The 22,543-nt window shown below is 66.4% G+C and carries 20 protein-coding genes and 1 pseudogene; 10 read left to right on the top strand and 11 right to left on the bottom strand.

Translation table 11 applies throughout. The annotated features are described in order from the left end of the window. The first annotated feature begins 20 nt into the window (after positions 1-20). The 4 genes from ACCQ06_RS02170 to ACCQ06_RS02155 all read left to right on the top strand — a co-directional run bounded on the left by ACCQ06_RS02170 (position 21) and on the right by ACCQ06_RS02155 (position 4,872). Positions 21-485 carry a hypothetical protein gene (locus tag ACCQ06_RS02170; RefSeq protein ID WP_104614263.1) on the top strand — a complete coding sequence of 155 codons (465 nt, stop codon included), beginning with the start codon at positions 21-23 and terminating at the stop codon, positions 483-485. A 600-nt stretch (positions 486-1,085) separates the two neighbouring features. Continuing rightward, positions 1,086-2,990, top strand: coding sequence for a tRNA uridine-5-carboxymethylaminomethyl(34) synthesis enzyme MnmG (mnmG, locus tag ACCQ06_RS02165; RefSeq protein WP_316690002.1), 1,905 nt, complete (start codon positions 1,086-1,088; stop codon positions 2,988-2,990). Positions 2,991-3,066: 76 nt separating this feature from the next. Beyond that, a complete protein-coding gene (locus tag ACCQ06_RS02160) occupies positions 3,067-3,888 on the top strand; it encodes a nucleotidyltransferase domain-containing protein (protein WP_228322867.1) in 822 nt (273 codons plus the stop codon). 273 nt (positions 3,889-4,161) lie between these two features. Beyond that, positions 4,162-4,872, top strand: coding sequence for a DUF2490 domain-containing protein (locus ACCQ06_RS02155; RefSeq protein ID WP_228322866.1), 711 nt, complete (start codon positions 4,162-4,164; stop codon positions 4,870-4,872). Between the two features lie 146 nt (positions 4,873-5,018). On the opposite strand, the gene ACCQ06_RS02150 is transcribed toward ACCQ06_RS02155, so the two are convergent. Together ACCQ06_RS02150 and ACCQ06_RS02145 are read right to left on the bottom strand one after the other, a co-directional pair. Then, the gene (locus tag ACCQ06_RS02150) at positions 5,019-5,966 is read right to left on the bottom strand and encodes an alpha/beta hydrolase (RefSeq protein WP_316690001.1); all 948 of its coding nucleotides are present in this window, start codon (positions 5,964-5,966) and stop codon (positions 5,019-5,021) included. Between the two features lie 448 nt (positions 5,967-6,414). Next, entirely contained in the window at positions 6,415-7,275 is an 861-nt protein-coding gene (locus ACCQ06_RS02145) for a PA4780 family RIO1-like protein kinase (protein ID WP_104617158.1), read from the bottom strand. A 146-nt stretch (positions 7,276-7,421) separates the two neighbouring features. Between ACCQ06_RS02145 and ACCQ06_RS02140 the strand changes: the two genes are divergently transcribed. After that, a complete protein-coding gene (locus ACCQ06_RS02140; protein ID WP_104617182.1) occupies positions 7,422-8,282 on the top strand; it encodes an IclR family transcriptional regulator domain-containing protein in 861 nt (286 codons plus the stop codon). A 205-nt stretch (positions 8,283-8,487) separates the two neighbouring features. Here the strand turns inward: ACCQ06_RS02140 and ACCQ06_RS02135 are convergent. The 9 genes and pseudogenes from ACCQ06_RS02135 to ACCQ06_RS02095 all read right to left on the bottom strand — a co-directional run bounded on the left by ACCQ06_RS02135 (position 8,488) and on the right by ACCQ06_RS02095 (position 16,570). Next, positions 8,488-9,413: pseudogene (locus tag ACCQ06_RS02135) on the bottom strand (alpha/beta hydrolase). Positions 9,414-9,501: 88 nt separating this feature from the next. Further along, positions 9,502-9,888 (bottom strand): 4-carboxymuconolactone decarboxylase, encoded by a 387-nt coding sequence (gene pcaC / locus ACCQ06_RS02130; protein ID WP_104617160.1) that lies wholly within the window; start codon positions 9,886-9,888, stop codon positions 9,502-9,504. Between the two features lie 26 nt (positions 9,889-9,914). Next, positions 9,915-10,697, bottom strand: coding sequence for a 3-oxoadipate enol-lactonase (gene pcaD / locus ACCQ06_RS02125; protein ID WP_228322863.1), 783 nt, complete (start codon positions 10,695-10,697; stop codon positions 9,915-9,917). Between the two features lie 10 nt (positions 10,698-10,707). Then, positions 10,708-12,060, bottom strand: a complete 1,353-nt coding sequence (locus ACCQ06_RS02120; RefSeq protein ID WP_228322862.1) for a 3-carboxy-cis,cis-muconate cycloisomerase — start codon at positions 12,058-12,060, stop codon at positions 10,708-10,710. A gap of 274 nt (positions 12,061-12,334) precedes the next feature. Beyond that, the gene (gene pcaG, locus ACCQ06_RS02115; protein ID WP_316690000.1) at positions 12,335-12,898 is read right to left on the bottom strand and encodes a protocatechuate 3,4-dioxygenase subunit alpha; all 564 of its coding nucleotides are present in this window, start codon (positions 12,896-12,898) and stop codon (positions 12,335-12,337) included. A gap of 4 nt (positions 12,899-12,902) precedes the next feature. Next, the gene (gene pcaH / locus ACCQ06_RS02110) at positions 12,903-13,634 is read right to left on the bottom strand and encodes a protocatechuate 3,4-dioxygenase subunit beta (protein ID WP_316689999.1); all 732 of its coding nucleotides are present in this window, start codon (positions 13,632-13,634) and stop codon (positions 12,903-12,905) included. Between the two features lie 82 nt (positions 13,635-13,716). Further along, the gene (gene pcaF, locus ACCQ06_RS02105; RefSeq protein WP_316689998.1) at positions 13,717-14,925 is read right to left on the bottom strand and encodes a 3-oxoadipyl-CoA thiolase; all 1,209 of its coding nucleotides are present in this window, start codon (positions 14,923-14,925) and stop codon (positions 13,717-13,719) included. Continuing rightward, positions 14,922-15,710 carry a CoA-transferase subunit beta gene (locus ACCQ06_RS02100; RefSeq protein ID WP_316689997.1) on the bottom strand — a complete coding sequence of 263 codons (789 nt, stop codon included), beginning with the start codon at positions 15,708-15,710 and terminating at the stop codon, positions 14,922-14,924. The genes pcaF and ACCQ06_RS02100 overlap by 4 nt, the downstream gene beginning before the upstream one ends. Continuing rightward, a complete protein-coding gene (locus ACCQ06_RS02095; RefSeq protein ID WP_104617166.1) occupies positions 15,707-16,570 on the bottom strand; it encodes a CoA transferase subunit A in 864 nt (287 codons plus the stop codon). The genes ACCQ06_RS02100 and ACCQ06_RS02095 overlap by 4 nt, the downstream gene beginning before the upstream one ends. Positions 16,571-16,824: 254 nt before the next feature. Between ACCQ06_RS02095 and ACCQ06_RS02090 the strand changes: the two genes are divergently transcribed. From ACCQ06_RS02090 to glpD, 5 genes are all read left to right on the top strand, one after another. Then, the gene (locus ACCQ06_RS02090; protein WP_104617167.1) at positions 16,825-17,907 is read left to right on the top strand and encodes an aromatic ring-hydroxylating dioxygenase subunit alpha; all 1,083 of its coding nucleotides are present in this window, start codon (positions 16,825-16,827) and stop codon (positions 17,905-17,907) included. 22 nt (positions 17,908-17,929) lie between these two features. Next, the gene (locus ACCQ06_RS02085; RefSeq protein ID WP_104617168.1) at positions 17,930-18,733 is read left to right on the top strand and encodes a GntR family transcriptional regulator; all 804 of its coding nucleotides are present in this window, start codon (positions 17,930-17,932) and stop codon (positions 18,731-18,733) included. Then, positions 18,726-19,709 (top strand): PDR/VanB family oxidoreductase, encoded by a 984-nt coding sequence (locus ACCQ06_RS02080; protein WP_228322857.1) that lies wholly within the window; start codon positions 18,726-18,728, stop codon positions 19,707-19,709. Before ACCQ06_RS02085 ends, ACCQ06_RS02080 begins: the two co-directional genes overlap by 8 nt. Positions 19,710-19,850: 141 nt before the next feature. Further along, entirely contained in the window at positions 19,851-20,678 is an 828-nt protein-coding gene (locus ACCQ06_RS02075; RefSeq protein ID WP_104617169.1) for a DeoR/GlpR family DNA-binding transcription regulator, read from the top strand. 221 nt (positions 20,679-20,899) lie between these two features. Then, positions 20,900-22,414, top strand: a complete 1,515-nt coding sequence (glpD, locus tag ACCQ06_RS02070) for a glycerol-3-phosphate dehydrogenase (RefSeq protein WP_228322856.1) — start codon at positions 20,900-20,902, stop codon at positions 22,412-22,414. Positions 22,415-22,543: the final 129 nt, after the last annotated feature.

Below are 22,543 nucleotides of genomic sequence, written 5' to 3'. Positions count from 1 at the left end.
GTTGCAGGAGGGCACCATCCATGAAATTCCGTCTGATCTTCGCCGCCGGGCTCCTGGCCCTGAGCGGCTGCGCAACCTACGACTACACCGGAGGTCGATCGGGCGGCTATTACCGCGGCGCCCCTGCCGTGCAGTATCGCTATCCACCGGGATACTCGCCTTACTACTACGGCAGCCCTTACGGTGCCCCGTACGGCGCCGGTGCGATCGGGCTGTACGACTACCCGGTGTATCCGGTCTATCGCGGCGGTGGCTACTACTACCGGCCGTACGATCGCCGCCCGCAGTACCGCCCGCCGCGTCCGAACGGATCGTTCAACAACGGCCCGCGCCCGAATGGCCCACGTCCGCAGCGACCGAATTCGCCACCGGCCACGGGCGCGCCACCGGCGCGGCCACCGGCACGGATCGGCGCACCGCCGCGCGTGATTCGCGAAATCCAGCGTCAGACCGCGCCACGCAACACCCGTGAGCAAATTCCATGACAAGCTGACTGCGACGGCCCCCACAAATGGCAACATTGGGGGCTTGCGTTCAGCCGGCACTTGGTCGCAAGCTAGGTGCTCTGTGTGACCCGCCACGTCATGTTATGACCCGGCCCGCCTCACTGACAGACTTATGTCGATGTCCGACAGGGAAATCTGGATCCCCCCTGTTCCGGCCCTGTCGGATATCGGCGCCTCCAATGCATAAAGCCCCGGCATGCCGGGGCTTTATGCATTGGTAGATCGAGGATCGCAGGAGCATCAGGACATATAGCGCCTGCAGCCGCGCAATGATCGAGAAAGCATGCAGGCGTTGCAGGAATCGCAGAAAAAAATAAGGGTCGGCAGTCCCCCGACTACCGACCCTTACGCTACCCCATCGCGCGCGCGGCTGGCCCCTGTTCCAATTCCAGCCTTTGCGCCCATGTCGCAATGCCACGATAGGTGCAGTAGGGATATCCGCACGGAACGTGCCAACTTGAGGGTCACTATCTTAAAATGTGACTCTCATCACATATTTAACGATTTAGTGACCATCGCGGCGCTTCAGTCGATACTTCTGCGGCCGTTTTCCTTCTCTCTGCTGATCAGTCCACGCCCATGTCCGACTCTTTCTATCGCTTCGACGTCATCGTGATCGGCGGCGGCCATGCCGGCACCGAGGCCGCGCTGGCGTCTGCGCGCGCAGGTGCCCGCACCTTGCTGCTGACTCACAACATCGAGACGGTGGGCGCGATGAGCTGCAACCCGGCCATCGGCGGGATCGGCAAAGGGCACCTGGTCAAGGAGATCGACGCGCTGGGCGGGGCGATGGCACGCGCGGCGGATCTGGCCGGCATCCAGTGGCGCACCCTCAATGCCTCCAAGGGGCCGGCAGTCCGCGCCACCCGCTGCCAGGCCGACCGCAACCTCTACCGCAACGCCATCCGTTGCATCGTCGAGGCGCAGCCCAACCTGACCGTGTTCCAGGCGGCGGTGGACGATCTGATCATCCACAACGGCGCCGCCGAAGGCGACAGCGTGCGCGGAGTCATCACCCAGACCGGGTTGCGCTTTGAGGCGCCGGCGGTGGTGCTGACCGCCGGCACCTTCCTGGCCGGCAAGATCCATGTCGGCGAAACCCAGTACGCGGCCGGGCGCATGGGCGACCCGCCGGCCACCACGCTGGCCGCGCGTCTGCGCGAGCGGCCGTTCGCGATCGACCGCCTCAAGACCGGTACCCCGCCGCGCATCGACGGGCGCACGCTCGACTACAGCGTCATGGCCGAACAACCCGGCGACGACCCGCTGCCGGTGATGTCGTTCATGGGCCAGGTCAGCGACCACCCACGCCAGGTCAGCTGCTGGATCACTCACACCACCGAGCAGACCCACGACATCATCCGCGGCGCACTGCACCGCTCGCCGCTGTATTCGGGGCAGATCGAAGGCATCGGCCCGCGCTACTGCCCGTCGATCGAAGACAAGGTGGTGCGCTTTGCCGACAAGACCAGCCACCAGATCTTCGTCGAACCCGAAGGCCTGGAGGTGACCGAGATCTATCCCAACGGCATCTCCACCTCGCTGCCGTTCGATGTACAGCTGGCGCTGGTGCGTTCGATCCACGGCTTTGCGCAGGCGCATATCACCCGCCCCGGCTATGCGATCGAATACGACTTCTTCGACCCGCGCGGACTCAAGGCCTCGCTGGAAACCAAGGCGGTCGGCGGGCTGTTCTTTGCCGGGCAGATCAACGGCACCACCGGTTACGAAGAAGCCGCCGCGCAAGGCCTGCTGGCCGGCCTCAATGCCGCCCGCCATGTGCAGGGGCTGCCGGCCTGGTCGCCGCGTCGCGACGAGGCCTACCTGGGCGTGCTGGTGGACGATCTGATCACCCACGGCACCACCGAGCCGTATCGCATGTTCACCAGCCGCGCGGAATACCGGCTGCAGCTGCGCGAGGACAATGCCGATGCGCGCCTGACCGGCGTTGGCCGCGCGATGGGCCTGGTCGATGAGGCGCGCTGGGCGCGGTTTTCGGCCAAGCAGGAGGCCGTGCAACGCGAGACCGCCCGCCTGTCGGCGCTGTGGGCGACGCCGGGCAATGCGCTGGGCCGCGAAGTGGCGCAGACGCTGGGCGTGTCGCTCAGCCGCGAAACCAATGTGCTGGACCTGATCAAGCGCCCGGAACTCAACTACGCCACGCTGATGCGGGTGCCGACATTGGGGCCGGGCGTGGACGATACGCAGGTGGCCGAACAGGTGGAAATCAGCGTCAAGTACGCCGGTTATCTGGATCGCCAGCGCGACGATATCGCACGCCAGCAACGCCAGGAAACCACGCCGATCCCGGAAGACTTCGACTACGCCGGCGTGCGCGGTCTGTCGATCGAGGTAAAGCAGAAACTCGAACGCGTGCGCCCGCAACACATCGGTCAGGCACAACGCATTCCCGGCATGACCCCGGCAGCGATCTCGCTGCTGCTGGTGCATCTGGAACGCGCGCGGCGCAGCAAGGTGGCATAGCCCTGGCCGTGTGCCAGGCTGCATCTGCGTGAGCTGGTTATGATTGGGGCACGTCATGCACAAGGACAGCGACCCCATGGACATCCATCCCATCGCAGCGGACAAACGCGAGGCAGTGCTGGCGGCGTTGCGCGAGATCGAGCAGCAACATGAGGTCCGCATTCTGCTGGCGTGCGAATCGGGCAGCCGCGGCTGGGGATTTTCCTCGCCCGACAGCGATTACGACGCACGCTTTGTCTACGTCCATCGGCGCAACTGGTATCTGAGCGTCAACGAAAGCACCGGCCCCGGCGAGCCGCAGCGCGACGTGATCGAGCTGCCGCTCTCCGACGATCTGGATGTCAGCGGCTGGGACCTGCGCAAGGCATTGCGGTTGGTCTCCAAGTCCAATCCGACGCTGCTGGAATGGCTGCATTCGCCGGTGGTGTATCGGCAAGATACGGTTGCTGTCGAGCAGTTGCGGGCGATCGCAGCGCACTTCTATTCACCGCTTGGCACCTGGTGGCATTACTTCAACATGGCCAAGAGCAACTATCGCGGCTACCTGCGCGGTGAGCGGATTCGCACCAAGAAATATTTGTACGTTTTGCGCCCAGTGCTGGCTTGCCAATGGATCGAGCGCAGGCAGGACATGCCGCCGATGGCGTTCGAACTATTGCTGGACGAATTGTTGCCGCATGGCGAACTGCGCAACGCGGTGGATCGCTTGCTGGCGCTCAAGCGCATCTCCACAGAAGTGGAAGATGGACCACGGATTGCGGTGATCAGCGACTTTCTCGAAGCAGAACTCGACCGCATGGGCGCGGCGCAGCCACGGCTGCCGGCCGGCAGCGGGCGTGCGGATGCTCTGGACACCTTGTTTCGGCAAATGCTCTCCAGCGACGCTGCATCGCCCTGACGCATTGGGATGCCCTGTCGGCCTGGTTATCGACCGCAAGTCACTGCAGCGCAGCGCAGAGCTGCCTATGTCGGCATCGAGCTGGTCAAGCAGAAGACAACAGATACGCCACCGGGCGGAGACCTGCACACCTTGCCAGCGGATGCACGAAAGCGAAGCTGTGTCGCGATTAGCGAAGATGCAGCCGAACAGAGGCGCTACGGGCCGACCAGACGGTCGATGGAAGCACGATAGATGTTGCTATGATTTGCCAACGCCGACACATTTCACTAAATGAACGCATTTGGCACGCTACGGACCGCAACGTTTCGCATCGCCGGTCCTGTTCTGTTTTTGCTGCTGGGCAGTATCTCCACGGCCCATGCCAATACCGAAGAAGATGGCCGGTATTGGTTGAGTATCTACGCCCAGGGCAAATTGCCGGTCGAGAACCTTTACTGGAGCATGGATATTCATCCGCGCTGGCGCGAGGAGGGCGAGCAGTTCGATCAATTGATCCTGCGCCCTGCGGTGTTTTACCGGCTCAACCCCAAAGCCAGCGTCTGGATGGGCTATGACACCATCATCAGCCATCCGGCCGGTCAGCCGTCCAACCGCGAAAATCGCTGGTGGGGACAGTTTCAGTATCAGTTCGATCCGATCGCCGAGATCAGCATCACCAGCCGCACCCGTCTGGAGCAGCGCCACCGCGAAGACTTCAGCGACGAGGGCTACCGCGTGCGGCAAATGATCCGCGCCACCCGCCCGAGCGGATTCAGTCCGCAACTGTCCTGGGTGCTGTTCAACGAGCTGTTCGTCAATCTCGATCAGACGCAATGGGGCGCACGCCGCGGCATCGACCAGAACCGCGTCTTTGTCGGCATCAACTGGAAATTCAACGCCATCTCCAATATGGACATCGGTTATCTCAACCAGTTCGTCAATACGCGCGCAGTGGACCGCGAAAACCACGTATTGATGACCACGTTCCGCTTCAACTTCTAAACGCCGCGGTAGCGCACCGGCATCCAGTGCCGGATCGCGCCGGAGTTTCTTCGCGTGGACCGAAGCGGCAGCGCGTTTGCATCCGCACCGTGCGCCAACCCGCCACGATGCTGCGCGTATTGCCGACACCTCGGCACTACGCCGGATTACACCGGCAACAGCCGCTGTCGCAGCATTTCGGCAAACAGGTCCACGCTCTTGTCGGCTGCCTGGATGATGCTGGCCATATGGATGAAGCCGTGCACCATGCCGGGAAAGGTGTGCACGCTGACCTCGACACCGGCTGCGCGCAGGCGCTCGGCATAGCGCAGGCCTTCGTCGTGCAGGATGTCGCGCTCGGCCAGCACGATCAGCGCCGGCGCAACGCCACTCAGATCCGGAGCAAGCAGCGGCGAGACGCGCCAATCCAGGCTGATGGCCGGGTCCTTGATGAAATGCTGGTTGAAGAACTGCGTGGCCTGCCGCGTCAGCGGCGGGATGTCGGCATTGATCGTGCGGGACGGATGCTCGCCGTTGTCTTCGCGTGCGTCTGTCAGCGGATACAGCAACAGCTGGCAGCGCAGCGCAATGCCGGCATCGCGGGCGGCGATTGCAGCGGCGGCAGCCATCGCACCGCCGATGCTGTCGCCGGCCACCGCCAACCGCTGTGGATCTGCGCCGACCTGCCCGGGATGTGCGGCCAGCCACTGCACCGTGGCGATGACGTCCTCCACCCCGGCCGGCGCGGGGTGCTCGGGAGCCAGCCGGTAGTCGACGGCCAGCACCTGGCAACCGGCGCGTGCCGCGAGCTGCCGGCACACATCGTCATGCGAGTCCAGATCGCCCACCACGCCACCGCCACCGTGCACGAACACGCAGGTTGGGGCGGGCGCGTCGCTCAGGCCCGGCGGCCGATACAACCGTAGCGGCACGTTGCCAACAGCGGTGTCGGCCTGCACGACGCGCACCTGCGCCATCTCCAGCACCGGAAAGCCGAGCTGCGCTCCCAGCCCACGCATCATTGCGCGTGCGTCTGCCAGGGGCAGCGTTTCCATCGGCGGCTGGGCGGCTTGCTGGAGAACAGCGAACAGGCGAACGACATCGGGATCGAACATGACGGTCTCATTGGCAGTGGACGACTACCGAGTTTGCCTGATACTTATTTTAAATAACCATTAAATGAAATAACTACCTGCCCGGATGATGCGCGATCGCTTGGGCAGGCCGGTGCTGGCTTGATACAGAAGGGTTCCGACCTGCAACGCGTTACATCTTGCGGACATGCACGCGACCACCTGCAACGCCGATTGCTGCGTTGCATCGCGTGGATGCGCAACCGCATGACGCGTGCGCAGACCTGCAAGTGCAGACCGTGCGGGATGAAGCGGCAGCGCGCCTCTTCCCCGTGCCCTCTTTTAGACGCACCGTGGCTCGCGTCGCTTCAATCCCATCAGTGCGCAAGCAACATGGTCGCGTCCGGACAGGTGACGCCCGTGCAACGGCAAGCCCCGTGCCGGCGGCGGCGGCCGGGCAAGGCAATGCGCCGTGTGGCGCACGCAGCGATCAGTCGTCGTCTTCGGCAGCGGCTTCGCGGCCTTGCTGGCGGATGAGGTTTTCCTGCCGCGCATCTTCGATGGAAGCGCGGATGGCGCGCACATCGGCGCGCTTGGTGTCGAACTTGAAGCGGCCGGTGAGCGCGCTGTCCGGGCGCAACTCACCCTTTTCGTAAAGCGCCCACATTTCTTCGCCGTAGTGGGTGTCGAGCAGATCCGGAGCGAAGCGGCCCAGGCAGTCGCGCAGGTTGTGCACATCGCGCAGCAGCATGTCGCGCGCGGCATTGTTGCCGGCGGCGCTGACCACCTGCGGAAAATCGATCACCACCGGGCCGTCGGGCGAGACCAGCACGTTGTATTCGGACAGATCGCCGTGCACCAGACCCAGCGACAGCATCTTGACCACATCGCCGATCAGGCTGATGTGGAATGCGCGCGCCTGCTCCGGCTCCAGCTCCACTTCGCCCAGGCGTGGTGCGCTGTGACCGGCGGCATCGGTGACCAGATCCATCAGCAGCACGCCATGGAAATAGCCGCGCGGTTTGGGGACGTGCACGCCGGCATCCACCAGCTGGTAGAGCGCATCGGCTTCGGTGTTCTTCCATGCGGTCTCGGCTTCGCGGCGACCGAACTTGGTGGCCTTGCCCATCGCGCGCGCCTGGCGGCTGCCGCGTACCTTGCGGCCCTCCTGATATTGCACGCGCGCCTGGAAGCTGCGCTGCGCCATGTCCTTGTAGACCTTGGCGCACAGAATGTCTTCGCCGGCGCTGACCACGTAGACGGAGGCTTCCTTGCCGCTCTTCAGTGGTCGCAACACTTCGTCGATGACACCGTCGTCGATCAGCGGCTGCAGGCCCTTGGGGGTTTTCATGGACGAGGGGGACCGATCCGAAACAAGTCAGTAGCGATTATGCGGCAAGCAGGATGAAGTGCTTACATGCGACGCACACACTGCGACCGGAGGCAGGCATTGCCGCGAGCGCTTACCATGCGTGGACCTGCCTGACCCGCGATCCGATGCCCGAGCCCACCGCCAGCCGCCGCAAACGTCCCGCCGCCATTGCCGCGACCGGGAGCGAGCGCGGCCTGCCGCACGAGTTGATGCAGCAGATTGCCGCCGCCCAGGGCGACCCGGACTTCATGACCTCGCTGGGGCGCGGGCTGGTGGTGTTGAGCGTGTTCGCCCAGCATCCGCGCGAGGTGACGATGTCGCAGATCAGCCTGGAAACCGGCATTTCACGCGCGGCAGTGCGCCGCGTGCTGCACACGCTGGCCAAGCTGGGCTATGTCGGCGAGCAGGGCCGTGGCTATGTGCTGTTGCCGCGCGTGCTGGGCATTGGCGGCGCGTATGCGGCGTCTTCGGCGATGACCGCAGCCGCGCAGCCGGTGCTGGACGGGCTGCGCGACCACCTGCACGAATCCTGCTCGCTGGGCGTGCTGGATGGCGACGACCTGCTGTACGTGGCGCGCGCGGAGACGGTGCGGATCATGTCGATCGGGCTACGCCCGGGCACGCGGCTGCCGGCGTATTGCACCTCGATGGGCCGGGTGCTGCTGGCCGCCCTGCCCGCCGACACCTTGCAGGCCTACCTGGAGCGCACCACGCTGCGCCCGCGCACCGACCGCACGGTGACCCAGGCCTCGGCGCTGCTGGAGATCCTGGCGCGTGCGCGCCGCGAAGGCATGTGCCTGACCGATCAGGAGCTGGAAATCGGCCTGCGTTCGATCGCGGTGCCGGTGCGCAACCTGCGTGGCGAGGTGATTGCCGCGCTCAACATCGGTGCGCAGGCCGGGCGCGTCAGCCTGCAGACCATGCAGACGCAGTTGCTGGAGCCGTTGAAGCTGGCGGCGCAGCGCCTGGGTGCGTTGTTGAGTTAGCGCGTGCGGCGCGTCCTGGGTGATGAAGCAACTCCAATCCTGAGCGAAGCGGCCGAGATCCTTGGGCGGCGCGTGGCTGGGTCCCGCGCACGTGTGGCCTGCGTCTCGCGTATAGCCGCATGTCGTTGCGTTGCATGCAGCCAGCAGCGCGTTCGTCGCCTGCTCCCGCGGCTTTCTGCTTCACTTGCGTCACCCGCCGAAGGGCTCAACGCGGCCGACGCAGAAACCCACCACCGTCTCCACCCAGGCCGCGTGGGTGTCTTCTACATGCGCCACATGATCGGCGTGCGGCAATGTGACCCAGCTGCGATCTTCGCTATGCAAACGTGCAAATAGATGCGCGTTGTCGGCCTGCGTGGCGATGGGATCGTCGACGCCCCGCAGCAGCAGCACCGGCAACGTCGTGACCTGCTCGGGATGGAACGCGAACTGCGCCATCGCGCGCCAGTCCGTACGCACCGGATCGGCGGCCACTGCCTGCGCTTCATAAGCCGCGCGCACACCCGGCGGCGCGGCATTGGCAGTGATGAAATCCTCGCCGGCCGCGGCGATGGTGGTGCGTGCGCGCAAGGGCTGGGCCGGCGTTGGCGTGTCGGTGGGCGGCGCATCGACATCGTCGGGGAAGCCGTACAGCACCAGCGCGGACACCGCCTGCGGCTGTTGCTGGCCGACCAGCAGCGCCACCCGCGCGCCGTTGGAATAGCCGATCAAGGCCGGCGGCGGCAGGTCCGGATGTTGCCGGGCGACCCAGGCCAGCACCTGGGCGACATCGCGCACCGCGCGGTCGGGCGTGTTCCATCCGCTGCGATCGCGCGCACTGCCGCCGTAGCCGCGCAGGTCCACCGCGTAGGCGGCAAGTCCGGCGCGCGCCAAGGCGGCCAGCACCGAGCGCGAATCGGCCGCTTCGCCCGGCACCTGCAGGTCGAAGTTGGGCAGCGAACTCCAGGTGCGGCCATGCACCAGCAGCACCGTGCCGCGCGGCTGCGCCGGCACGCGCGACCACACCGCCAGTGTCTGGCCATCGTCGGCGCGCACCTGCGCCAGCTGGGTGCCCGGCCCGGGCTGCGGTTGTGCGCCGGCAGCCAGCGAGAGCAACAGCAGCAGGACCAGGTAGACGGGGCGGACCGTCATGCGGCATCTCGTGATGGGCGCGGTGGACTGGCTACGCTGCGCGGCACGGCAGGCGGACGCGAAAGCGCAAGCGATGAGGCGAGCCGGATCAGGTCTCGGCAGCCTGTTCTTCCAGGATTGGTTTGGCCAGCGCAAAGGCGTGGTTGGCCGCCGGGACACCGCAATAGATGGCCGCCTGCAGCAGCACTTCCTTGATCTGCTCCGGGGTGACGCCGTTGTTGCGCGCGGCGCGCACATGCAGCTTGAATTCTTCGTCGTGGCCCAACGCGACCATCATCGACAAGGTGATCAACGAGCGGGTATGCGCAGGCAGGCCGTCGCGGGTCCAGATGGTGCCCCAGGCATACCGGGTGATCAGGTCCTGAAACTCGGTGGTGAGCTCGGTGCGCGCGGCCAGCGAGCGCTCCACATGCGCATCGCCCAGCACGCGGCGGCGTTCGCGCAGGCCGGTTTGATAGCGTTCGTCTTCGTGCATGGGGCGTCCTCGTCATACGGAAAAGATCAGTCGGCTTGCAGGAACCCCAGCACCGCGTCGTTGAACGCGGCCGGCGATTCCAGATTGCAGATATGGCGGCCCGGTACCTGGGCGTAATGCCCATCGGGCGCGGCGTAGGCGATCTCGCGCAGGTCCGGCGGCGGGCACACCGGGTCGTCGTCGCCGGCCAGGGCCAGCAGCGGCAGGCTCAGCCCATCCAGCGCGCCGCGGAAATCCGCTTCGGCCACCGCCTGGCAGCAGGCGATGTACCCGTCCGGGGAGGTGGAGACGAAGGCGGCGGCGATCATGTCCAGGCGCTGCGCGTGGCTGATGGAAAATTCCGGGGTGAACCAGCGCTGTAGCGTGGCATCGATCAGCATCGGCAGGCCTTCGCTGCGCACCTGCTCGATGCGGGTTTCCCAGGTGGCGGTACTGCCGATCTTTTGCGCGGTGGCGCAGACCACCAGCCGGCGCAACCGCTGCGCGGCATGCAGCCCCAGCCACTGCCCGGTCAGCCCGCCGATCGACAGCCCGCAGAAATCGCTGCGCTCGATCTGCAAGGCATCCCACAGCGCCAGCACGTCCTGCCCCAGGTCGGCCACGCTGTACGGGCCGGGCGGCGAGTCCGAATAGCCATGGCCGCGGCGGTCGTAGCGCAGGATGCGGTAGTACGGGGCGAAGGCTTCGATCTGCACGTCCCACATGTGCAGGTCGGTGCCGAGCGAATTGCAGAAGGTCAGCCAGGGCCGCCCGTCGGTGCCATCCAGACGGTAATGCAGACGATGCGTGGGCAATTGCAGATAAGCCATCGAAGCACCGTCAACGGGAGGAAGAGGCGGCCAGCACGCGATCGATCCAGACCGAGGACATGCCGCGCCAGCTGTCGCTATCGAACACCGCCTGCAGTTGCGCGTGCGTGAGTACCGCGCCCACTTGCGCGTCCTCTGCCAAGACCTCGCGCAGATGCCGCTGCTGCGCCTGCGCGCGCGCCACCGCCTGTTCGACCAGCGCGTGCGCCTGCGGCTTGCCGAGCTGCGCGGCCAGCGCGAACACCGCCGCCTCGGCGTAGAGCACGCCGCCATGGCTGTCCAGGTGCTGGCGCATGCGGCTGCGGTCCAGTTCCAGTTCGGCCAGGCAGGCCTGCATCTGCGCCAGGCTGCCGGCGGTCAGGCACACGATCTGCGGCAAGGTGTCCCATTCGGCATGCCATTGCCCGGCGGCGCGCTCATGCGGCTGCGCCATCGCACTGAACAAGGTGGCGATCAGCCCGGGTACGCGGGTGGCCGCGGCCACCGCCGCCACGCTGGAAACCGGATTGCGCTTGTGCGGCATCGCCGATGAGCCGCCCTTGCCGGCCGCCGCGGGCTCGAACGCCTCACCGACCTCCGATTGCATCAGCAGCACCACATCGCCGCCGATCTTGCCCAGCGTGCCGGCGAGCAGGCCGAACGCGCAGCCGACCTCGACGATGCGGTCGCGCGCGGTGTGCCAGGGCAACGCAGGCAGCGGCAGCGCCAAGCTGGTGGCCAACGCTTGCGCCACGTCCAGGCCGCGCTCCTGCAAGGAAGCCAAGGTGCCCGCCGCGCCACCGAACTGCAGCACCAGCGCCTCGTGCCGCAACGCGTGCAGGCGCCGATGCGCGCGCTGCAAGGCGTCCAGCCAGCCGGCCACCTTGAGCCCGAAGGTCACCGGCACGGCCTGCTGCAACAAGGTGCGCCCGGGCAAGCCGGTATCGCGCTCGCGTGCGGCCAACGCGGCCAGGGTGTCGCACAGCTGCTGCAGACGCGGCAGCAGCAGATCGAGCGCGGTGCGCAGTTGCAACACGCTGCCGGTATCGATGACGTCCTGGCTGGTGGCTCCCCAGTGCACCCAGCGCGCGGCCGCAGCATCGTGCGCGGCGACGCGCGCGGTCAGCGCCTTGACCAGCGGAATGGCAGGGTTGCCGGCGAGCGCGGTGGCCTGCGCCAAGGCAGCCATGTCGTAGTGCTGCACATCGCAGGCCGCTGCAATCGATGCGGCTGCCTCGGCAGGAATGACACCGCACTGCGCCTGCGCGCGGGCAAGCGCGGATTCGACGTGCAACATGGCCTGCACACGCGCCGCATCGTTGAACAATGCGTCGCACGCAGGCTCGCCAAACAAGGATCCCAACAGCAAAGACGTCGCACTCATGCATCGCATCTCTTGGCGTGCCGGCAGCATGGCACCGAAGCACGGGGGTGCCAACTAGACGTTAGGGCAATACGCGCAGCGAGGCCGCGGCGGGCGAAGGTGACGGCATAATCGCCTGGTGTGTATCCGCGCCTTGGAGACGGCGGTGCGCGCTTGCGGGCTGTCATCGTGATCGACGGCGGTGCGTGGCGTGCTGGACGTGCAGGCCGCAGGGTCAGGCTCACGGGGCGCATGGCAACACCGGCTGCGTGCAGCGCTGCCGACGATTTGCGCATCAATACCGAAAAAACACAGTCTCCATCTCGCCCTGCATATGGATATCCCAGGCATACGCGCCATTGCCCGCTGGCCGGGCCAGCAAGGTGGCGCGGCGCGCGGCCGGCACCAGCGCCAGGATCGGGTCGTTGCCCAGCTGCGGGTCATCGGCGAAGTACAGGCGCGTCGATACGCCGCGTAACAGCCCGCGCATGAACACCAGCACGCTCAAATGCGCGGCCTGCGTCCTGCCCTGCGGCCCGGCGACGGCACCCGGCTTGACCGTGCTGAAGCTAAAACGCCCCTGCGCATCGGTCGGCACCCGGCCCCAGCCATCGAAGCTGGCGTCGTGCGCCTGGTAGCGGCTGTCGGCAGCATGTGCGTAGATACCGGCGGCATCGGCTTGCCACAGTTCCAGCACCGCGTCGGCCACCGGGACGCCGGCACCATCGAAGACGCAGCCGCTGATCTGCACGTGCGTGCCGGCGGCCTGCGCCGGTGCGAGCTGGTCGCGATACAGCGGCTCCAGCCCAAGCCGGTAATACGGGCCGACGGTTTGCGAAGGGGTTGCGTGCAGGCTCATCGATTCACTCCCAGACCGTTTGCTTGCGGCCGCGCAGCACGATGTCGAAGCGGTAGGCCAGGGCATATTCGCTGATGGCGTTTTCCCAGTCGAAACTGGACACCATGCGCTCGCGCGCCAGCGCATCGTCGACGCAGTTGTAGATGGGGTCGTGCGCCAGCAGCGGGTCGCCCGGGAAATACATCTGGGTGATCAGCCGTTGCCCGATGCCATCGCCGTGCAGCGAAAAATGGATATGCGCCGGCCGCCAGGCGTTGTAGTGATTGCGCCACGGATACGCGCCCGGCTTGATGGTCTTGAAGACGTAGCGGCCATGCTCATCGGTGAGCACCTGGCCGGTGCCGCGGAAGTTGGGGTCCAGCGGTGCGTCGTGGCGATCGCCGGCATGCTGGTAACGGCCGGCGGCGTTGCATTGCCACACTTCCACCACGCTGTTGCGCACCGGCTTGCCGTTTTCGTCGAGCACGCGGCCGGAGACGATGATGCGCTCGCCCAGCGGCTCGCCACTGAACCCTGCGGTGAGATCGGCCGCTTGCTCGCCCAGGGTAAGCCGATCAAGGCGCGGGCCGGTGACTTCCGACAGCGTGGCCGGGATATCGATGGGCGCGTGCGTCGGCCCGCGCAGGGCGGTGGAGGCATAAGCCGGATGCAGATAGGCCGGCTGCGTGCCGGGTCGGGTGCGGCGGTAGCCGAGCAGCGGGTCTGCAAGTGTCGAATCATCGGGGGCATCGCGCATCGTGAGATCTCCCTGCGCCGCACTGCGGCATGGTCGAGCGGGTAGGTATGCGGTGGCGGCGCAGTGGTTGCAGTGGGCTGGCTCACAGGCGCTCGATCGCCAGAGCCACGCCCTGCCCCACCCCGACGCACATGCTGGCCAGCCCAAGCCGGCCGTTGCTGGCTTCCAGCTGGCGCAGCAAGGTGAGTACCAGCCGCGCGCCGCTCATGCCCAACGGATGACCGAGTGCGATGGCGCCGCCGTTGGCGTTGACATGCGCGGCATCGTCGGGCAACCCGAATGCGCGCGTGCACGCCAACGCCTGCGCGGCGAAGGCTTCGTTGAGCTCGATCGCATCGAACTGCTCGATACGCAGGTTCAGCCGCGCCAACAGACGCTGCGTGGCCGGCACCGGGCCCATGCCCATGTAGGCCGGCTCGACACCTGCCGACGCAAAACCCAGCACGCGTGCGCGCGGGGTCAACCGATGCGTCTGCACGGCCTGCGCGGAGGCCAGCAACAACGCGGCCGCACCATCGTTGATGCCGGACGCATTGCCGGCCGTCACGCTGCCGGGCTGGCGGAACACCGGCTTGAGTTTGGCCAGCATCTCGGCGGTGGTATTCGGGCGCGGGGCTTCGTCGTATTCGACGGTGACGGCATCGCCGCCCTTGCGTGCGGCCACCGGCACCGAGGTGATCTCTGCATCGAAGAAACCGGCGGCCTGGGCGGTAGCCACACGCTGCTGGCTGCGCAGTGCGAAAGCGTCCTGATCCTCGCGCGTGATGGCATGGCGCTGCGCGATGTTTTCGGCGGTTTCGCCCATCAACTCGGTGCCGTAGGCGGCTTGCAGGCGCGGGTTGATGAAGCGCCAGCCCATGGTGGTGTCTTCCAGTTGCTGGGTGCGGGCGAAGGCGCTTTCGGCCTTGCCCATCACCCAGGGCGCGCGCGACATCGATTCGACACCGCCGGCGATCGCCAGCCCCAGTTCCTCGGCGCGGATGCCGCGCGCCACCGTGCCGATCGCATCCAACCCGGAGCCGCACAGGCGATTGAGCGTGCTGCCGGGGACCGAACTCGGCAGGCCTGCCAGCAACAGGCTCATCCGCGCAACATTGCGATTGTCTTCGCCGGCCTGGTTGGCGCAGCCCAGATACACATCGTCGATGGCGGCCGGGTCCAGCTGCGGATGACGGGCCAGCAACGCGGCAATCGGTAGCGCGCCCAGGTCGTCGGCACGCACGCTGGACAGCGCACCGCCATAGCGACCGATCGGTGTGCGGATGCCGTCGATCAGATAGACCTCGCTCATGCCTCCGCTCCTGCCGATTGGGTGCCATGTGCGGCGTCGGTCCGTGCCTGCAACGCGCGCAATGCCTGCAGTTCCGTGATGCTGGGCGGTGCGGTGTGCGCAAGATCGTCGGCAAAGCGGATCGGCCAGCCGGTCGCCGCGCTGACCTGCTCGCGGCTGATCCCCGGGTGCAGCGACGTGACGGTGAGTTCGCGGGTTACCGCATCGGGTTCCATCACGCACAGGTCGGTGACCACCACGGTGGGGCCGGCGCCGGGCAGGCCGGCGCGCGCGCGCGCATCGCCACCGTCCAGATGCCCGACTGTGGTGATGAAGTCCAGCACCGACACGAAGCTGCGCTTGGACTGCCGCATGATGATGAACACCTGCTTGGCGCTGGCCGCGATTTCCGGCGCGCCACCGGCGCCGGGCAACCGCGTCTTCGGCGCGGCGTAATCGCCGATCACGGTGGTGTTGAGGTTGGCGTGTCGATCGATCTGCGCCGCGCCCAGGAAACCGACATCCACCCGCCCGCCCTGCAACCAGTAGCGAAAAATCTCCGGCGTGGAGACCACGGTGTCGGCAGTTTCGGCCAGCTCGCCGTCGCCGATCGAGAGCGGCAGCACGTCCGGGCGTGCGCCGATCGGGCCGGATTCGTAGATCAGGGTGACATCCGGCGCATGCGTGAGCCGGGCCAGATTGGCCGCGGTGGACGGCAGACCGATGCCGACGAAACACACCGCTTCATCAGGCAGGCGACGCGCCGCGGCGACGGTCATCATTTCATTGGTGCTGTAAGCGCTCATGCGGCCACCTGCTGCTGCGAGTGCGCATACACGCGCATGAATGCGGCGAAGTCGTCGGTGTCCAGAATATGTGCCTGGATCCACGCCTGGAAGCGCGCGCGGTCGCGCGCAATCGCGTCCCAGGCCAGATAAAACCGGTTGTCGCGGGCGTAGTAGCCATGCGCGTACGACGGCGCGGCGCCACCAGGCACATGGCACACCGCATCGACCACCCAGCGCGGCAGGATGCAGGCGTTGGGTGGCGCATCGAGCGTGTCGACGATTTCCTCAACCGTCACGATCACCTTGCGCGCCGCCAGTGCCGCCTCTTTCTGCACGCCAAGAATGCCCCACAGCAACACGTTGCCGCGGCGGTCGGCCTGCTGTGCGTGGATCACGGTGACATCGGGGTTCACCGCCGGCGTGGTGGCCAGCGTTTCGCCGGTATAGGGACATTGCAGGAACTTGATGCTGTCGTTGACGCGCGGCAGGTCAGAGCCGACATAGCCGCGCAGCACCGCGAATGGCAGACCCGACGCACCGGCCACGTAGGCGTTGGCCATGTCGGCATGGCTATGTTCGCGGATCTGCAGGGGCTGCGGCCAGGCGTGTTCCACCGCATCGCGCAGCCGGTGCAGCGAGCCGACCCCCGGATTGCCGCCCCACGAAAACCGCAACGCCGATGCGCAGCCGGCGCCGATCAGCTGGTCGTAGATCAGGTCCGGGGTCATGCGCACCAGGCGCAGCTCGCGTTTGCGCTGGCGGATCACCTCATGGCCGGCCGCATGCGGGATCAGATGGGTGAAGCCTTCCATCGCCACGCAATCGCCGTCGGCGATCAGGTTAGACACCGCATCTGATAAAGCGACGATTTCAGCCATGAGCAAGGCACCGCTGCGAATGTGCAGCCACGGTAGAGCCGGCTGAACAGCCTGGTCAATACGATTATCGGTAATTGAATTCGATAATCGCACAACTTCCGCTGCACAGTCATGTTCCCACATTGTCTCCGGTGTATACATAACTTCGCCTGCAAGCAGACGCCAGCGCTGACATGCGCGTCAACTGCTTGCACGCCGGCGCAGTGCGTCGATTCGTACCCCAGGTTGTATACAAAACCCCAGGAGTCACGGTCATGTCCGAGTCCCAGTCCAAGCCGCTGTTTCCCCTCAACGCGTGGTATGCCGTCGCCTGGGACCACGAAATCAAGCACGCCCTGACGCCGCGCAAGGTCTGCAACCTCGAAGTGGTGGTCTACCGCACCACGGCCGGCGCGGTGGTCGCGCTGGAAGATGCCTGCTGGCACCGGCTGGTGCCGCTGTCGATGGGCAAGCTGCGCGGCGACGATGTGGTGTGCGGCTATCACGGCCTGGTCTACAACACCCAGGGCCGCTGCGTGCACATGCCCTCGCAGGAGACCATCAACCCGTCGGCGTGCGTGCGCAGTTTTCCGGTGGCCGAGAAGCACCGCTATGTGTGGATCTGGCCGGGCGACCCGGCCAAGGCCGACACCGCGTTGATTCCCGACCTGCATTGGGCGCACGACCCGGCCTGGGCCGGCGATGGCCGCACCATCTACGCCAAGTGCGACTACCGGCTGGTGCTGGACAACCTGATGGACCTGACCCACGAGACCTTCGTGCATGGTTCGAGCATCGGCCAGGACGAGATCGCCGAAGCGCCGTTCGATGTCGTGCATGGCGATCGCTCGGTGGTGGTGTCGCGCTGGATGCGCAACATCGACCCGCCGCCGTTCTGGGCCGGCCAGATCGCGCGGCATCTGGATTACCACGGCAAGGTCGACCGCTGGCAGATCATCCGTTTCGAAGCGCCCGGCACCATCGCCATCGATGTCGGTGTGGCCATCGCCGGCACCGGCGCGCCGGAGGGCGACCGCAGCCAGGGCGTCAACGGCTACGTGCTCAACACCATTACGCCGGAGACCGATACCACCTGCCACTACTTCTGGGCGTTCATGCGCAACTACGCGCTGCACGATCAGTCGTTGACCACGCTCACCCGCGCCGGCGTCACCGGTGTGTTCGGCGAGGACGAGGCGATTCTGGAAGCGCAGCAACGCGCCATCGACGCGCATCCGGATCACACCTTCTACAACCTCAACGTCGATGCCGGCGGCATGTGGGCGCGGCGGGTGATCGACCGCCTGATCGCGCACGAACAGCGCGCGCAGGATCTGTCGCTGCGCATGGTGGGCTGAGCGCAACGCGCAGGAGACCCCCATGCCACCGACCACACCGTTCCACAGCAGCGCGGCGCAGACCACGCGCGCGCTGCTCTCGCTGCGTGAGCTGATCCTCGACGGTACCTTGCCCGCCGGCGCGCGATTGTCCGAAGTAGCAGTCGTGCAGCGGCTGGGCATGTCGCGCACGCCCGTGCGCGCGGCCTTGCAGCGCCTGTGCGAAGAAGGCCTGGCCAGCGCCTTGCCGGGCGGCGGCTACGCGGTGCAGGCCTTCAGCGAGCACGACGTGCACGACGCCATCGAACTGCGCGGCACGCTCGAAGGGCTGGCCGCACGCATGGCCGCCGAGCGCGGGGCGACTGCCGCGCAGCTGGGTCAGGCGCATCAGCTGCTGGAGACGCTCGATGGCATCGTCGGCGTGCCGCAGGGTGCCATCGACTTCGCCGCCTATGTCCAGGCCAACGCGCTGTTCCATGCGTTGCTGGTGGCGATGGCCGGCAGCGATGTGCTCGGCCGCGAGCTCACCCGCGTGCTGCAGCTGCCATTCGCCTCGCCCAACAGCCTGGTCATGGCCCAGACCAGTGCTGCCGATGCGCAGGTGCTCCTGACCGTGGCGCAGGACCAGCATCGCGAAGTGATTGCCGCCATCGCGCAGCGCCAGGGCAGCCGCGCCGAAGCGCTGATGCGCGAGCACGCCCGTCTGGCGCACCGCAATCTGCGCCACATCCTGCAAACCCCCGCGGCCATCGCCCAGGTGCGCGGTGGCGCCCTGCTCGGCCGCGCCCATGCATCCACCGCCGGCGTTGCCCGGCACGCTCTTCTGCCTGGAGTTCCCCATGCGTAAAGACACCCAATGGCATCGCGCCCATGTCGTCAGCATTGCCGACGCCTGCGAGGGGGTGCGCGAAATCGTGCTCGACCCAGGCACGGCAGCGCGTGCGTTCGAGGTGGGCAGCCACCTGGATTTTCGTCTGCAATTGAACGGCCGCAGCGATGTGCGCTCTTACTCGCTGGTGGGCGAGCCACGCGCGGACGGGTATTACCAGATCGCGGTCCGGCAGATGCCCGACAGCCGCGGCGGCTCGCTGCATATGTGGACGCTGCAGCCGGGCGATGTGGTGGAAATGTCGCCCCCCAGCAACAACTTCGCGCTGGACGAGAGCGGCGAAGAAATCCTGTTGATTGCCGGCGGTATCGGCATCACGCCGATCCTGGGCATGGCGCAGCGGCTGGCGCAGCGGCATCAGGCCTTTCGCCTGCTGTATGTCGGGCGCTCGCGCAGCGCGATGGCCTACGTGGACCCGTTGGAAGCGCTGCTCGGCGCGCGCCTGCAGCTGCATTGCGACGACACCGACGGCCCGCCCGATCTTGCCGCCGAACTGGCACGCCTGTCGCCCAATGCCGAGGTCTATGTGTGCGGCCCGCTGGGCATGCTGGAAGCGGTGCGCCAGCACTGGCATGCCGCCGGCCGCCCGCGCGCACGGCTGCATTTTGAAACCTTCGGCAATAGCGGCCGGGTGCCGGCGCAGGCGTTCGTGGTCAAGCTGCCCGGGCTCGGTCTGGAAGTGCCGGTGGCCGAAAACGAATCGATGCTCGATGCGCTGGCCGATGCCGGGGTCGAATTAATCGCCGAATGCCGTCGTGGCGAATGCGGCTTGTGCGCGGTGGAGGTGCTCGACAGCGCCGCCGATATCGATCACCGCGATGTGTTCTTCAGCGACGAGCAACGCCGCGAAAATCGCAAGCTGTGCGCCTGCGTGTCGCGTGCGGTGGGCGGCAGCATCAGCATCGACACCGGCTACCGCGGCGAGCTGGGCTGAACGTCGTCGTCATGCGCACCGCGCTCGCTGTCGGGCGGGCGCGGCGCTGCTGAAGTCGCCATACGCTATGCGGCGGCGTGAACTGATACGTCCACACGACTGACAACCGCACGCAACCGCTGTGTTTGCATCCTCACGCGCATGCGCGATCATCAGCGCATGGAGTCAACTCACTACAGGACTGTCCCGGCGCCGGCATTGAACCCGCGCCAGGAGCAATTGGTGGCGCTGGTGCGGCAGCAGGGCTTTGCCGATGTCGAAGGCCTGGCCACGCGCTTTGAGGTCACCCCGCAAACCATTCGGCGCGATCTGACCCTGCTGTGCGATGCCGGCGTACTGCGCCGCTACCATGGCGGCGTCAGCATGCCCTCCAGTGTGGAAAACCTGGCCTACACCGCGCGCAAGGCGCTGCAGGCACGCGAAAAGCAGCACATCGCCACGCACGTCGCGCGCTTCATTCCCGACGATGCCTCGCTGTTCATCAACCTCGGCACCACCAACGAAGAGGTCGCGCGCGCATTGCTGCAGCATCGCGGCCTGCGCGTGATCACCAACAACCTCAACGTGGCGGTGATGCTCAGCGCCAACCCCAGTTTCGAGGTGATCGTGGCCGGCGGCGTGGTGCGCGGGCGCGACCAGGGCGTGACCGGCGAGGCCACGGTGGAGCTGATCCGTCAGTTCAAGGTGGACTTCGGGGTGATCGGCATTTCCGGGATCGATCTGGACGGCACCTTGCTGGATTTCGACTACCAGGAAGTACGGGTGGCCCAGGCCATCATCGAACACTCGCGCCAGGTGGTGCTGGCGGCCGATCACAGCAAGTTCGGGCGCAATGCGATGGTGCGGCTGGGCGCGATCGCGCAGGTGCACGACTGGTTCACCGACCGACCGCCGCCGCAGGAACTGGCCAGCGTGCTGGCCGAGGCCGGCACCCGGGTGCACCTGGCGGACGCTAGCGACAGCGACTGAATTTGTTCGTTTAAGTACTTTTTTGATGCGCAGACCCGTGATAGCTGCCAGGATCGATTTACGTACCGAATCGAATCTCGGGTTTTGATTGCTTTTACAATCGAAACAACCACTTACTGAGAGGCAAGCCGCGTCTTCACGCCCCGAAAAGGTTTGATGTTCGAATATGTTCGAACATGACAACTTAGGTTCGCTCGCAGCGCACCTGGACGGAGGCACCGATGGGCGAGACATACGATCTTCTGGTGGTAGGCGGCGGCATCAACGGGGTCGGCATCGCCCGCGATGCGGCCGGGCGTGGCCTGTCGGTGTGCCTATGCGAGCAGGACGATCTGGCCGCGCATACCAGCAGCGCCAGCACCAAGCTGATCCACGGCGGGCTGCGCTATCTGGAGCAGTACGAGTTCGCGCTGGTCGGCAAGGCATTGGCCGAGCGTGAAGTGCTGTTGCGCCTGGCCCCGCACATCATCTGGCCGCTACGCTTTCTGTTGCCGCATCAGCCGCATTTGCGTCCGGCCTGGATGATCCGCGCAGGCCTGTTCCTGTACGACCATCTTGGCGGCAGCAAGCGCAGCCTGCCGCGCTCGCGTCGGCTGTCGCTGCGCACCCACCCGGTCGGGCAGCCGTTGCAGGAATCGCTGCGCACCGGCTTCGTGTATTCCGATGCCTGGGTGCAGGACGCGCGGTTGGTGGTGCTCAACGCGATGGATGCCGCCAAGCGCGGCGCCAAGATCCACACCCGCACACGCTGCGTCGGTGCCTGGCGCGATGCCGGATTCTGGTACGCCGAGCTCGAAGACCGCGACGGCCGCCGCCGCACCGTGCAGGCGCGCGCACTGGCCAATGCGGCAGGGCCTTGGGCGGTGTCGTTCCTGGACAAGGTCGCTGCGGTGCCGCATCAGCACGCGCTGCGCCTGGTCAAGGGCAGCCATATCGTGGTGCCCAAGCTGTTCGATCACGACCACGCCTACATCTTCCAGCAACCGGACCGGCGCATCGTGTTCGCCATTCCGTACGAGCACGATTTCACCTTGATCGGCACCACCGACGTCGATTACGAGGCCGACCCCGCCGCACCCAAGATCGATGCAGCCGAGGTGCAATACCTGTGCGATGCGGTGAACCTGTATTTCCAGCAGCAGATCAGCCCCGAAGACGTGGTGTGGAATTACAGCGGCGTGCGGCCGTTGCTGGACGATGCCGAAGACAACGCCGCCGAAGTGACCCGCGACTATCAACTGGAAGTCATCAACGACGGCGCGCCGTTGCTCAACGTGTTCGGCGGCAAGTTGACCACCTACCGCAAGCTCGCCGAAGAGGCGGTCGACCGGCTCACCCATGCGCTGGGCGCACGCAAGCCGGCATGGACGGCGCGCGGCGACGCGCTGCCGGGCGGCGAACAACGCGATATCGCCAGCCTGCTCGAACGGGTGCGCACCGCGCGCCCCTGGCTGCCCGCAGCCACCGCGCAGCGGCTGGTACGCAATTACGGCACCTGTGCAGAACAGCTGTTGGGAGATGCGCAGGATGTGGCCGGCCTGGGCACGCACTTCGGTGCAGACCTGTATCAGGCCGAGGTGGACTACCTGCGACAACACGAATGGGCGCAGACCGCCGACGATATCCTGTGGCGTCGCAGCAAACTCGGGCTGCGGCTTGATGCGGCCGGACGTGCGCGGCTGGAAGACTATCTGCAGACGCCGGCGCTCCAACCAGCCGAAATCGCGACCGTTTGAACACACCGCGTTGCCGACGAGGACGGGTCGTCGGCAACGTATCCTGGCGCACTGCCTGCATCACCCTGTGGAGGGCACCCCCGATGAGCACGACCCACTCCCCCTGCGCGCCAACGCGCGCGTCGCAAT

It is taken from the genome of Xanthomonas sp. NCPPB 4467 (assembly GCF_041475665.2).
GTDB classification, from domain to species: Bacteria; Pseudomonadota; Gammaproteobacteria; order Xanthomonadales; family Xanthomonadaceae; genus Xanthomonas; species Xanthomonas dyei.
This window is presented reverse-complemented; position numbering and strand designations above follow the sequence as displayed.

Excerpts from the sequence above, each read along its gene's own strand:
- ACCQ06_RS02170 (WP_104614263.1), top strand. The coding sequence starts at position 21 with ATGAAATTCCGTCTGATCTTCGCCGCCGGGCTCCTGGCCCTGAGCGGC.
- mnmG (WP_316690002.1), top strand. The coding sequence starts at position 1,086 with ATGTCCGACTCTTTCTATCGCTTCGACGTCATCGTGATCGGCGGCGGC.
- ACCQ06_RS02160 (WP_228322867.1), top strand. The coding sequence starts at position 3,067 with ATGGACATCCATCCCATCGCAGCGGACAAACGCGAGGCAGTGCTGGCG.
- ACCQ06_RS02155 (WP_228322866.1), top strand. The coding sequence starts at position 4,162 with ATGAACGCATTTGGCACGCTACGGACCGCAACGTTTCGCATCGCCGGT.
- ACCQ06_RS02150 (WP_316690001.1), bottom strand. The coding sequence starts at position 5,966 with ATGTTCGATCCCGATGTCGTTCGCCTGTTCGCTGTTCTCCAGCAAGCC.
- ACCQ06_RS02145 (WP_104617158.1), bottom strand. The coding sequence starts at position 7,275 with ATGAAAACCCCCAAGGGCCTGCAGCCGCTGATCGACGACGGTGTCATC.
- ACCQ06_RS02140 (WP_104617182.1), top strand. The coding sequence starts at position 7,422 with ATGCCCGAGCCCACCGCCAGCCGCCGCAAACGTCCCGCCGCCATTGCC.
- pcaC (WP_104617160.1), bottom strand. The coding sequence starts at position 9,888 with ATGCACGAAGACGAACGCTATCAAACCGGCCTGCGCGAACGCCGCCGC.
- pcaD (WP_228322863.1), bottom strand. The coding sequence starts at position 10,697 with ATGGCTTATCTGCAATTGCCCACGCATCGTCTGCATTACCGTCTGGAT.
- ACCQ06_RS02120 (WP_228322862.1), bottom strand. The coding sequence starts at position 12,060 with ATGAGTGCGACGTCTTTGCTGTTGGGATCCTTGTTTGGCGAGCCTGCG.
- pcaG (WP_316690000.1), bottom strand. The coding sequence starts at position 12,898 with ATGAGCCTGCACGCAACCCCTTCGCAAACCGTCGGCCCGTATTACCGG.
- pcaH (WP_316689999.1), bottom strand. The coding sequence starts at position 13,634 with ATGCGCGATGCCCCCGATGATTCGACACTTGCAGACCCGCTGCTCGGC.
- pcaF (WP_316689998.1), bottom strand. The coding sequence starts at position 14,925 with ATGAGCGAGGTCTATCTGATCGACGGCATCCGCACACCGATCGGTCGC.
- ACCQ06_RS02100 (WP_316689997.1), bottom strand. The coding sequence starts at position 15,710 with ATGAGCGCTTACAGCACCAATGAAATGATGACCGTCGCCGCGGCGCGT.
- ACCQ06_RS02095 (WP_104617166.1), bottom strand. The coding sequence starts at position 16,570 with ATGGCTGAAATCGTCGCTTTATCAGATGCGGTGTCTAACCTGATCGCC.
- ACCQ06_RS02090 (WP_104617167.1), top strand. The coding sequence starts at position 16,825 with ATGTCCGAGTCCCAGTCCAAGCCGCTGTTTCCCCTCAACGCGTGGTAT.
- ACCQ06_RS02085 (WP_104617168.1), top strand. The coding sequence starts at position 17,930 with ATGCCACCGACCACACCGTTCCACAGCAGCGCGGCGCAGACCACGCGC.
- ACCQ06_RS02080 (WP_228322857.1), top strand. The coding sequence starts at position 18,726 with ATGCGTAAAGACACCCAATGGCATCGCGCCCATGTCGTCAGCATTGCC.
- ACCQ06_RS02075 (WP_104617169.1), top strand. The coding sequence starts at position 19,851 with ATGCGCGATCATCAGCGCATGGAGTCAACTCACTACAGGACTGTCCCG.
- glpD (WP_228322856.1), top strand. The coding sequence starts at position 20,900 with ATGGGCGAGACATACGATCTTCTGGTGGTAGGCGGCGGCATCAACGGG.